11 protein-coding genes are annotated in these 11,341 nt (G+C 65.6%); 7 read left to right on the forward strand and 4 right to left on the reverse strand.

Annotated features, from left to right (window positions below; genetic code table 11):
• The first annotated feature begins 603 nt into the window (after positions 1 to 603).
• Positions 604 to 2,094, forward strand: coding sequence for a flavin-containing monooxygenase (locus tag ACFXKN_RS30985; RefSeq protein WP_378969106.1), 1,491 nt, complete (start codon positions 604 to 606; stop codon positions 2,092 to 2,094).
• A gap of 121 nt (positions 2,095 to 2,215) precedes the next feature.
• Positions 2,216 to 2,938 (forward strand): hypothetical protein, encoded by a 723-nt coding sequence (locus ACFXKN_RS30990; protein ID WP_379434377.1) that lies wholly within the window; start codon positions 2,216 to 2,218, stop codon positions 2,936 to 2,938.
• Positions 2,939 to 3,273: 335 nt separating this feature from the next.
• Here ACFXKN_RS30990 and ACFXKN_RS30995 read toward each other — a convergent pair whose 3' ends face one another.
• Together ACFXKN_RS30995 and ACFXKN_RS31000 are read right to left on the reverse strand one after the other, a co-directional pair.
• Positions 3,274 to 3,771, reverse strand: coding sequence for a MarR family winged helix-turn-helix transcriptional regulator (locus ACFXKN_RS30995; protein ID WP_378969120.1), 498 nt, complete (start codon positions 3,769 to 3,771; stop codon positions 3,274 to 3,276).
• Between the two features lie 284 nt (positions 3,772 to 4,055).
• A complete protein-coding gene (locus tag ACFXKN_RS31000; protein WP_379434379.1) occupies positions 4,056 to 4,604 on the reverse strand; it encodes a hypothetical protein in 549 nt (182 codons plus the stop codon).
• Between the two features lie 408 nt (positions 4,605 to 5,012).
• Here ACFXKN_RS31000 and ACFXKN_RS31005 point away from each other — a divergent pair, with 408 nt between their 5' ends.
• Positions 5,013 to 6,149 carry an acyl-CoA dehydrogenase family protein gene (locus tag ACFXKN_RS31005; RefSeq protein ID WP_379434381.1) on the forward strand — a complete coding sequence of 379 codons (1,137 nt, stop codon included), beginning with the start codon at positions 5,013 to 5,015 and terminating at the stop codon, positions 6,147 to 6,149.
• Positions 6,150 to 6,191: 42 nt separating this feature from the next.
• On the opposite strand, the gene ACFXKN_RS31010 is transcribed toward ACFXKN_RS31005, so the two are convergent.
• The gene (locus tag ACFXKN_RS31010) at positions 6,192 to 6,671 is read right to left on the reverse strand and encodes a MarR family transcriptional regulator (RefSeq protein WP_379434387.1); all 480 of its coding nucleotides are present in this window, start codon (positions 6,669 to 6,671) and stop codon (positions 6,192 to 6,194) included.
• Between the two features lie 246 nt (positions 6,672 to 6,917).
• Between ACFXKN_RS31010 and ACFXKN_RS31015 the strand changes: the two genes are divergently transcribed.
• A complete protein-coding gene (locus ACFXKN_RS31015) occupies positions 6,918 to 7,970 on the forward strand; it encodes a dihydrodipicolinate reductase (RefSeq protein ID WP_379434383.1) in 1,053 nt (350 codons plus the stop codon).
• 56 nt (positions 7,971 to 8,026) lie between these two features.
• On the forward strand, positions 8,027 to 8,227 hold the full coding sequence (locus tag ACFXKN_RS31020; protein WP_378969144.1) for a hypothetical protein: 201 nt from the start codon (positions 8,027 to 8,029) through the stop codon (positions 8,225 to 8,227).
• A gap of 14 nt (positions 8,228 to 8,241) precedes the next feature.
• Here ACFXKN_RS31020 and ACFXKN_RS31025 read toward each other — a convergent pair whose 3' ends face one another.
• On the reverse strand, positions 8,242 to 8,826 hold the full coding sequence (locus ACFXKN_RS31025; protein ID WP_378969149.1) for a QsdR family transcriptional regulator: 585 nt from the start codon (positions 8,824 to 8,826) through the stop codon (positions 8,242 to 8,244).
• Between the two features lie 70 nt (positions 8,827 to 8,896).
• Here ACFXKN_RS31025 and ACFXKN_RS31030 point away from each other — a divergent pair, with 70 nt between their 5' ends.
• Entirely contained in the window at positions 8,897 to 10,060 is a 1,164-nt protein-coding gene (locus ACFXKN_RS31030) for an acyl-CoA dehydrogenase family protein (RefSeq protein WP_378969156.1), read from the forward strand.
• 9 nt (positions 10,061 to 10,069) lie between these two features.
• Positions 10,070 to 11,197 carry an acyl-CoA dehydrogenase family protein gene (locus ACFXKN_RS31035; protein WP_378969169.1) on the forward strand — a complete coding sequence of 376 codons (1,128 nt, stop codon included), beginning with the start codon at positions 10,070 to 10,072 and terminating at the stop codon, positions 11,195 to 11,197.
• The last annotated feature ends 144 nt before the right edge of the window (positions 11,198 to 11,341 follow it).

Below are 11,341 nucleotides of genomic sequence, written 5' to 3' on the forward strand. Positions count from 1 at the left end.
TACTCGCCTGGGGCGTGGGGTGCACCCCCCCCCGCGGGGGGGGGGGGGGGGGGGGGGGCCGGGGTACCCGCGCCCCCCCCCGGGCGGGCGGGCCGCGCCGAGCCGCATCGCCTCCTGTCGCAACGCGCACATGTCGGACGCCGTTTCTGCAATATCGGCGCGACGCTCACCCTCGCCGACCTCGTCGGCTACACCGAAACCCGCTCGGTGGAGTCATGCCGCGGCCCGAAATATGGCGACACCCCGACTCGACCGACGGACACCTATCGGACGAAACGATTGCTGAATGATTGCCGTTGCTGGTGGGTGTGGACCGCCCGCCGTGCTGAAGGCAGAGCGGTTGTTGTGAACTGCTCGGCTCGCGAAAAAGAGCCGAGGTCGCGCCGATGCTGTGGCGCACATTCTCTTCGGATACCGGATCGGGTGTCTCCCCGCGAGCACGGGGAGACACCCGAATAACACTCTGCGCAGCGGTCGCCACCGCGCACAGAGCAGATGCAGACACTTGGAGAACTCTGCGATGACCACACTAGATGTACTCGTCATTCTCGCGTGCCTCAATGGGGCCGGTTCCACGCGGTCGGGCAGCTTCCGGGTGCGGCTATGACCGGGCCGACGACCACCCACGATGTCGTTGTCGTCGGGGCCGGGTTCGGCGGGCTCACGATGGCCGCACAGCTGAAACAGGCCGGTGTGCGCGACTTCCTGATCCTCGAGGAAGGACCCGAGGTCGGTGGGGTGTGGCGGGAGAACACCTATCCGGGGTGCTCATGCGACGTGCCCGCGCACCTGTACAGCTTCGACTTCGACCCCTACCGAGACGCCCGGGTGCGTTATCCGGACCAGCAGGCGATCTTGACCTACATGCGGGAGATCACCGACCGCAACGGTTTACGCGCGCATCTACGCTGCAATGCCTCCGTGGTGAGCGCCCATTACTCCGACACAGACCGCACCTGGACGCTGAGCACCAACACCGGGGACCTGATCCACACCGACGCGGTCGTGTGGGCCCTCGGCCAACTGCACCGACCGGCCATTCCGCAGTTGCGCGGAGCGGAGCTCTTCGGCGGTCGTGCGTTCCATTCCGCGCGATGGGACCACACCGCGGACCTGAGCGGGCAGATCGCGGTCGTCGGCACGGGTTCCTCAGCGGCACAGATGATTCCCGAGCTGGCCCGCACCGCAGCCGGTGTCACCGTGTATCAGCGTTCCCCGTGCTGGGTGCTGCCGAAACCGGCCGCGGCGTTCGGCCCGATCTCGCGGTGGGCACTGACGCATGTGCCCGGCCTGCACAAGCTGTATCGGGCAGGGATCTACCACGCCGCTGACCTGGTGCTCGCACCGATCATGCGCGCAGGGTGGTCAGCGGGACCGGCCGAACTGGCTGCGCGGGGCCATCTTCGGCGGCAGGTACGCGATCGCGACCTGCGGGCGAAACTCACACCGAACTACCGGATCGGGGAGAAGCGTGTGCTCCTCGACAGCGGATACTTTCCGGCGCTGACTCAGCCACACGTCGAACTGGTAACCGATCACATCGATCGGCTCGGCCCCGACGGGATACGCACCGTCGACGGCACCGAGCGCCGCGCCGATGTCATCGTGTGGGCCACGGGATTCCGTGCGTCGGCGTTTCTCGGCGGGGTGCAAGTCCGTGGCCGTGGCGGGGTGGACCTGCACGACCAGTGGCGGCGTCAAGGACGACCGACCGCCTTCTACGGGCTCGCGGTACGAGGCTTTCCGAATCTCTACATGATCGCGGGCCCACACTCGTTCACTCCCTCGAACAGCAACCCGTCGATGAAGCAGCATCAAGCCCGGTACATCATGGATTGTCTGGCCCTCAGTTCCGCTTCGGGTGCACCGGTCGAGGTGACCGAGCGGGCCATGGCGACCTACCTCGACCGTCTGGATCGTGCTCTCGCCCAGACCATTTGGCGCGATGGTGTGGCGACGGCCTGGTGGAAGCGCGCAGACGGCACGATCACCAATGCTTGGCCCGGAACTGTCAGCGAGTTCGAACACGCGATTTCCGAATGCGATCCAAGCGCCTCGTTCGCGCAGGCGGCCGCGAACGCTGGAGCTCCCTAGCAGTTCGACGTCTCGGCACGCTCATCGCCGCCGCGCAGGACGAACAGCGATGGTTCTCTACCCCGCGCATGGCCCGGGGCCCGGTTGCCGGTCGCAGACTGATCATCGACCGGAGGGGGCGGTGGTCGGTGGATGCGCGATCGACGGAGTCGTCGGACGCGCCGCCTTCGTCGTCGGGGGCTTCGTCGACGGCTCTGTGGTCGTCCTAGACCGCGTCGCCGTGGTCGTCGGCGCTGTGGTCGTCGTAGGCCGCGTCGCTGTGGTCGTCGGTGCTGTGGTCGTCGTAGGCCGCGTCGCTGTGGTCGTCGGCGCCGAGGGTGTTGTGGACACCTCCGGTGACCTGGATGTCGTGGTCGAACTCGCTGGAATCGTGGTCGTCGTGGTGCTGGTCGGCACTGTGGTGGTCGCAGTGTCGGACGTGACGGTGATGGTCGACGGATCAGCCGACACCGTCACCGTGCTCGGATCGGCTGTCACCGTGACCGTCGACGGATCCGTCGGTGGCATGGTGACGGTCACGGTGGATGCCGAGGTCGAGGTGACTGTATCCGGGTCCTGCACACTGGACGTGGCCTGGACCGAAAGGCTCGCCGTGGCAGAGAAACTCGCGCTCACCGACACAACCGTCGAGTTCGTGGCCGCGCCATCCGTTGTCGTGGCTGTCGTCGATTCTGTCGTAGTGGCCGTGCTGGTCCCGGGTTCGGTGGAATCGGCGGGCGGTTGGGCGGTCCCGGTATCGGTAGCCGTGTCGGTGCCCGCGACATCGACCGGTACAGGGACCTCGCTCGGTGTGCCGACTATCGTTCTCGTGTTCGTCACGCTGGACTGGCCGATAGCGCGGTAGTCGGAAGTGGGTTCGCCCGAGAACGCTGCCGCGTTGTTCGCCTGCGCTGATGGGCTCGAATCCGCCCGAATCAGCAGCGTTATCCCGATCGCCGTGGTCACCAACGCAGCCAGCACACCCGCACGTGACATCTGCCGCCGGAACCGATCGGCCGATGGCGCCGCGGACGGCCTACCGAACCGGCGCAGAATTCGAGGCCGAGGCTCAGCATTGATGTCCGGCTCTGCCACTTGATCTTCGCTGTTGTCGACGGTTTCCATCCAGCTACCGCTTTCTCCCTCGATATGCGAAAGGCAAAGTCCGGGCACATAGGCAAGGTGATCGTGATCGAGGTTTCAGGGTCTCGAGTATGGATTGACATCGCGCAGCCGTTGCCGGTGGATCAGTTGCAGTTCGCCCGCGCGGTTGAGAAAGTCGGCGATTATTTCGAGTTCGGCGGAGTCGTAATAGTTCAGCAACATCTTGTAGCTCTCGACGATCATGGGTACGACGAGTTCCTGCACGCGATGGGCCGCGAGTTCGGTGGCCATCACAATCACGCGACGACGATCGGTCGGGTGCAGCGAGCGGGCGATGTAGCCCTGCTTCTCCAGCCTGTTGAGCATGATCGTGACGCCGGCCGCGGTGAGGCCGAGCCGTTCGGCCAGCATGCCCGGCGTCGTAACCTTCTCTTCCTCGAGCAGGACGATCTCCAGTGCGCGCCGATCGGTCTCGTTGAGGCCGAGCACTCTGATCAATTCGCGTATCAGATCCTCGACGGTTCCGTGATAGAACTCCAGGGCCCTTTTGAGCTCGACCGAGATCCGGGCGGGTTCGGTTGTCCTCGAGCACACAGGGTTTCCCAATCACGAAAGCGGACATCGCCGCGGCCGTCGAAGCGTCCGTCGCGGTGTCGGACATGCACTGTACGACACCGCGGACGACGCGATACTGCGCATCGTGATATTCGGTCGAAGTGCCTGACACGACACCAAACCTGAAGCGGGGCAACCACTATCGGGAACAGTGGTCACCCGGTCCGGTTCGGGTGACGCCTGGACCGGGCTGCTGACACAACCCGGTCCAGGCATCGTCGCCACGGGTGCCGACGCGGACATCACGCCGTGGCACCTGTCTGCTAGGTGACAGTTGTAGTGGTGAGGGTCGGGGACGGGTTCGGGTAGCACGAGGTCGCGACATTGCCGACAAATGCGACGTTGGTCGTCATGGTCATGCCGGGACTGGTGTAGCTGGTCCCCGCGTACTTACTGGTGATCGGCGTTCCGGCGGCGCCCGCGGTGACGTTGAGCGTCACCGCGGGTGGGGTGTAGCTGGTGCCGCCGGCGATCGGACCCGGCACGGTCAGTACGGCATTCCCACCCGAAACGGCGACGGTGCCTGCTGTGCTACCCCCGGAGACGGTAGCCGAGACCACTGTCGAATTCGCCGGAGTCGGAATGGTCATCTTGATGTTGCTGACGTTGTTCACGGTGAAGCCGGAGGCCGAACTGGGAACCGACGACGCGCCCGGTGCGATGGTGATGGCCACCGCGGAACCCGACGCCGCCGAGGTCGGCGCGGTGCTGGTGACCGTTGCTGTCATGTTCGAGGTTTGGCCGATACCGAAGACCGTGCCCTTGCAGGTCCAGTTCACGCTGACGGTGGCGGCATTTGCTGGTGCAGCCAAACAAAAGACAGTGGCGATGGCCACCGGAGCAATAATGCCGGCACGAAGCAGAGAGGATGTCGATCTCATGGCAATCTCCAGGAAATGTCGAGCAACGGTCCGGCGGTATGTCGAACCGCAAAATGGGTGTTTAAGAAATATAGCCCGTTCTCATCTTTCTGTAGTCGAAATCATCAATCTCAGTGACTCGAAAATATCATTATCCGCTATTAGATATTTACTCAGGATAGTTAATTTCGGAAAGGTTTTCTATACCGTCGCAGAATGGCTTGGCCCGCAATTCTCCCGAATCCTGAATAGGTGGTCGATCCGATCTCGCGGCGTAGCGGGGCGCGCTGCGTATCCTGGTCACGTGATCTCCGCAGCCTCGTGGCGGTGATCGAATCCCGGTGGAGCGGAGGGTAGTTCGTGATCAGTGCGCAGTTCGGTTCGTCGCGGGAGTCGGGCGAACAGGAGATCCTGGATCGGGTGGCCGAACTGGCGGTGGGCTTTGCCGCCGACGCGGCCGGCTACGACGAGCGGGCCGAGATCCCGGTCGAGGAGTTGACCGCGCTGCATGACGCGCAGGTTGATCGGGCGGTGCTGCCTCGACGCCTGGGTGGGCTCGGATTGAGCTATCAGTCGTTCGGGACACTGGTCCGGATTCTGGCGAAGGCTGATCCGTCCACCGCGACGATCTGGGTGATGCACGCGGGTGCGGGCATCGCGTTGGCGGAGTTGACCGGCGACTCGGCGGGGTCGTTTTTCGCCGAGGAGTTCCTCGCGGGTAAACGGTTCGCCAACGCATTGTCCGAACCGGGCAGCGGGAACCGCTTTCTGCAGCCGCAACAGGTGGCCGAACCTGTGGTGGGCGGCTGGTCGCTCAGCGGTGCGAAACGGTTTGTCTCCGGTAGCGAGATCGCGGACTACTTACTGGTGAACGCACTGGTCTCGGGGGCGCCGACGTTCTTCGGGGTGATACCGGACGAGTCCGTATCGATCATCCCCATCTGGGACACCCTCGGATTGCGCGCGACCCGCAGCCAACTGCTGGCCTTCGACAACACCGTGTTGCGTGCCGAATACCGTGGTCGCGCACCGGGACCGGGTGATTTCGCGGTGATCCCGGCCGGGCTGCCCGCCATCTCCCTCGGCATCGCCGACGCGGCGCTCGGCGCGTTGGTCGCGCACGCGCGGTCGCGGATCATCCTGGGTAATCCGCTGGCCGACCAACAGTGGGTGCAGCACGAGGTCGCCGACGTGCAGATCCGGCTCGCCGCCGCGCACGCCCTCTATGACCAGGGTCTGCGCGAAGCCGACAGTGCGAGCCCTGCCTTCTTCTCCACCCTGTCGCGGGCGAAGTATCTGGCGAACAAGGTGGCCGTGGATGTCGCCCAGCTGGGTGTGCGTGTGGGTGGAGCTTCGGGCTATCTGCGCGGGTCGCCGATCCAGCGACACCTGCGCGACGCCGAGGCAGGGCAACTCATGGCGTACTCGACCGAGGTACTGGCCGGCGAGATCGGCCGGGAGGTGCTCGGCGCCGATACGCCGCCGACGAGTCCTTGATCGCCCCAGCGACAACCGTAGTGAGGGAGTCGTTCAGCGCGATCAGCCGGTCGTTCGGGCTGCGTCTTCAACAGCGGCCGCGGGTGCTCCGGGCACGAGGATCTGGTTGATGATCGCCACGGCCTTGGTCAGAAGGGTGATCTCCTCGGCTGAGAGCTTGGACAGCTGTTCGGTCAACCATTCCTCTCGTGGCAGGGCCTCGTCGGCGATGAAGGCGAAACCGGTCGGCGAAGCCGCGACGATGATCTGGCGGCCGTCGGTCGGATGCGGACTGCGATCGATGAGGTTCGTTTCGGCGAGCCTGGCGATGACCCGGGTCATCGTCGGCGGCCGTACGCCTTCCCTGGCAGCCAAGGTTCCTGGTGTCGTCGCGCCTTCTCTGACCAGTGCGGACAGCGCCGAAAGCTGCGACAGGGAGATATGCGGGTCTGCCCGGCGGTGGCGCAGACGGCGAGCGAGCCGCACCGCGGATACGGAAAGCACATCGGCGAGAGCGCGGACATCCGGCACTTGCGTGATCATATTGCTGAACTTTACGAACAAAATCCCCGGAGTGCGAGGCAAATCCGGCATCGGGCGCATCTGCTGGAACGACCGGTCGTTGTCGGGTCGGCGGGGTGCGAAATCGACTGGTCTGCCGCACCGAACTGACTCTGAGCCGGTTCGGTCCGATCGGCCCGATCATTCTGTAACGTGTTCTAGTGTGGAATCCGGCCGGTGCCGGCTCTGCGCGGCACGCCGCGCGGCAAGGATCAGCTAGGGGCGCTTGTGACGTATCGGGTAGTGCAGTGGGCAACCGGCGGCGTCGGGAAATCGGCGATCGCGGCCATCGCCCGACATCCAGAACTCGAACTCGTCGGCTGCTGGGTCCATTCCGCGGACAAGGACGGGCGTGATGTCGGCGAACTCCTCGGCGGCGAGCCGATGGGGGTCGTGGCCACCACCGACGCCGCGGCGCTGTGCGAGCTCGAGGCGGACTGCGTCGTGTACTCGCCGCTTCTTCCGGACAAGCAGCAGGTTCTCGCGCTGCTGCGGTCCGGGAAGAACGTGGTGACACCGATGGGCTGGTTCCGGCCGACCGACCGCGACGCCGATCTCGCGCTCGCCGCTCGGGAGGCGGGGGTGACGTTGCACGGCACCGGCATCGGGCCAGGAGGCATCACCGATCTGTTCCCACTCGCGCTGTCGGTAATGACCTCGGCGGTGACTTTCGTTCGGGCAGAAGAGTTCTCGGACATGCGCGACTACGAAGCGCCCGACGTCTTGCGACACATCATGCGGTTCGGCGCCACGCCGGAGCACGCCAGGTCCGGCCCGATGCTCAAGATTCTCGGCGGCGGTTTCATTCAATCGTTGCGACTGATCCTCGACGGAATGGGGTTCGATACCGACGCGGAGATCGTCACTACGCACGAGGTCGCGGTCGCGACGGCGGGCATCGACAGTCCGATCGGGATCATCGAGCCGGGGGAGGTGGCGGCGCAGCGGTTCCAGTGGGACGCGGTGATCGGTGGCGTGGCCGTCGCGCGGATCGCGGTCAACTGGTTGATGGGCGAGGAGAACCTCGATCCGCCATGGACTTTGGGGTCGGCGGGCGAACGCTACGAAGTGGCGGTCGAGGGTAGCCCCAGTGCGCTGATGACCTTCACCGGATTCAACTCCGGCACGCCGGGGGAAACCACCCCGGGCATCGTCGCCACCGCCAATCATCTGGTGAATTCGATCCCCTACGTGTGCCGCGCCGAGCCGGGCATCGAAACCTACCTCGACCTGCCGTTGATGACCGGTCGAGCGCACCCGGACTTCGCCACCCGCAAGTGATTTCCCGAGTTCGGCATTCAGATCGGAGACGTCGATATTCACCGACGAACAGTTTCGTGCAGTGCACTGCCGTTGACCGCTACCACTTCAATGCCGATCATCTGATGTACGAAGGCGAAACGCTCTACGACCTGCTCGATGCCGTGCAGCTGGCGGGGATCGCGCCGGGCCCCTCGTCGCGGTCGTTCTCGTGGCTGATGCGCGGTGCGAGTCTGGCGACCCGTGTCATGCCGCGATGGGGCGGCGCGTCTCGATAGTCGGGCTGCGGGGGTCAGGCTCGCAGCAGCGCGGCTTGGACCAGGCGCAATCGCTCCACGTCACCGCGGAAACCGGCCACCGCGTCGTTGTAGAGGAACGCTTCCCAGAGCCGGACCAGGGCGTAGGCGAGGGTGGCGCGCTCGATGGGCGGACGGTAGCCCTGCTCCTCGGCGCGGGCGATGAGCTGATCGACGATCGCGACGGCGGCCTGGTGGACGTGGCCGTCGCTGCGGGTGATCAGGCGCAGGGCGGCGGTGGACTCGTTGTCGAAATAGGTGCGCAGCGAATCGTCTTCGACCAGCCAGTAGATGGTGCGATCGAGGATGTCGTTGAGCCGTTCGCCGCCGGTGACAGTGCTGTTGCGCTCGGCGTGGGCGATCATGCGCTCGAGTTGGGTGGCGATGGCCGCGCCGAGGAGGCCGTCGCGCGATCCGAACCAGCGATAGATGCTGGTCCGGCCCAGGCCGAGGTGGGCGGCGATGGCGTTCACGTCGACCCGCTTACCGGCCAGAAATACCTCGATCGCGGCCTTCAGCACATCCTCGCGGCTGGCCGCGGCCGGTCGTCCCGGCGCTCTGGTTCCCTCGACTCGCGTCACATCGCTCAGCATAGGGGCTGCTCGTCGGCTGCTATTTGAAACATATGGACCTCTGTGTAACATACTCGCCATGCAATTGGCACTGACCGAGGACGAGCTCGCCTTCCGCGACGAGCTGCGTGCCTTCTTCCGGCGCGAAATCCCCGCCGACATCCGCAATCGAGCCAGGCACATGGCCGATCTCAGCAAAGACGACATCGTCACCACCCAGCGCATCCTCAACGCGCACGGGCTGGCGGTGCCGCACTGGCCCGCCGCCTGGGGCGGCCGCGACTGGACTCCCGTGCAGCGCCACATCTGGCACGACGAAATGCAGCTCGCCTCGGTGCCGGAACCACTCACGTTCAACACCAACATGATCGGGCCGGTGATCGCCCAGTTCGGTTCCGAAGAGCTCAAGCAACGCTTCCTGCCCGCCACCGCGAACCTCGACATCTGGTGGTGCCAGGGCTTCTCCGAGCCCGATGCCGGGTCCGACCTGGCCTCGCTGCGCACCGTCGCCGTGCGCGACGGCGACGATTACGTGATCAACGGCCAGAAGACCTGGACCACCGCCGCCCAGAGCGCGGACTGGATGTTCTGCCTGGCCCGCACCGACCCGTCCGCACCCAAGAAGCAGGCCGGCATCTCGATGCTGCTGTTCCCCATGGATTCTCCCGGGGTGACGGTGCGCCCGATCGAACTGATCGACGGCGGTTTCGAGGTCAACGAGGTGTTCCTGGAGAACGTGCGGGTACCGGCGAACCAGCTGGTCGGCCAGGAGAACCAGGGCTGGACCTACGCCAAGTTCCTGCTCGGCAACGAACGCACCGGCATCGCCGCGGTCGGTCAGACCAAGGTGCGGCTGTGGCTGGCCAAGGAATACGCCAAGCAGACCCTGCTCGACAGCGGCACCCTGCTCGACGACGCGGTTTTCGCCACCCGGATCGCCGAACTCGAAAACGAGTTGCTCGCACTGGAACTCGTGCAGCTGCGGGTGGTCGCGGGCACCACCGACGGGACCCCGGACCCGGTCTCCTCGATTCTGAAACTGCGTGGCACCGAACTGCAGCAGGCGGTCACCGAACTGCTCGTCGACATCGCGGGCTCCGATTCGCTCGCCCGCGAAGGCGACACCGCCGACTGGGCGCGGCGCAGCACCGCCACCTATCTCAATTACCGCAAGACATCGATCTACGGAGGATCCAGCGAAGTGCAGCGCAGCATCATCGCCTCGACGATCCTCGGATTGTGAGACACCGCCATGGATTTCGAACTCACCACCGAACAGAACATGCTGCGCGACACCGTGCGCAGCGTGCTCTCGCGCCACTACACCCATGAACACCGCGCCGAGGTCATCGCAGGCGAACCCGGCTGGGACCCCCAGGTGTGGGCCACCTTCGCCGAGATCGGGCTGCTAGGGCTGACCATTTCCGCCGATGATGGCGGCATGGACGCCGGGCCCATCGAGACGATGCTGATCATGGAGGAACTCGGCCGCGCACTGGCCGCGGAACCGGTACTGGACTGCGCGCTGCTGCCGGGCGCGATCATCAGCAAGGCCGGGTCGGCTGTTCAGCGCAAAGAGCTGCTGCCCCGGATCGCCGAGGGCGCACTGCGACTGGCCTTCGCCCACGCCGAGCCGGGTGTGCGCCGACCGTCGACGACGGTCGATACCCGCGCCGTGCGCGAGGGCGACACCTGGCAGCTCACCGGACGCAAACACCCTGTGCCCTACGGTGATTGCGCCGAACAGCTCATCGTCAGCGCCGCGCTGCCCGAGGGCGGAACCGGTCTGTTCCTCGTCGACCCCAGCGCGACGGGTGTGACCAGGACAGGTTTCCGCACCCACGACGGTCGGCGCGGTGCCGACATCACCTTCGCCGACGCGCCCGCCGAACCGCTCGGCACACCGGTCGACACCTCCGCCGTCATCGCCGAGATCACCGTTACCACCCAGGCCGCGCTCGGCGCCGAGGCGGTCGGTGCGATGGCCGAAGCGCTGCGGCTCACCACCGAGTACCTCTCGACCCGTAAGCAATTCGGTGTCGCGCTGCGCAGTTTCCAGACGCTTACCCATCGGGCCGCCGACATGTACGTTTCGCTGGAACTGGCTCGCAGCATGAACCTGTACGCGTCGATGTCGCTGGCCGACGGCACCGCCGATCCGATTGTCGCCGCTCGCGCGAAACTGCGAATCGGTCGCTCCGGCAGGCACATCGGGCAGGAGGCCATCCAGATGCACGGCGGTATCGGGATGACCGCCGAGTATCCGGTCGGGCACTACACCGCCCGCCTCACCGCGATCGAGCACACCCTCGGCGACTCCGGTGATCACCTGCGCTACCTCACGGGGCGCCTCGGCGAGCACCAGATGGTCGATATCTGAGGCAGGGGCGCGGGGGGGGGGGGGGGGGCCCCCCCCCCCCCCCCCCCCCCCCCCCCCGGGGGGGGGGCGCCCCGAAAAAAAACAATAAGAACCAGTGTTACCGGCAATTGGTAAAAAAAATAACGAGGGAAGATTTTTTTTTAT

The sequence above is a fragment of the Nocardia sp. NPDC059195 genome (genome assembly GCF_042754695.1).
GTDB lineage: Bacteria > Actinomycetota > Actinomycetes > Mycobacteriales > Mycobacteriaceae > Nocardia.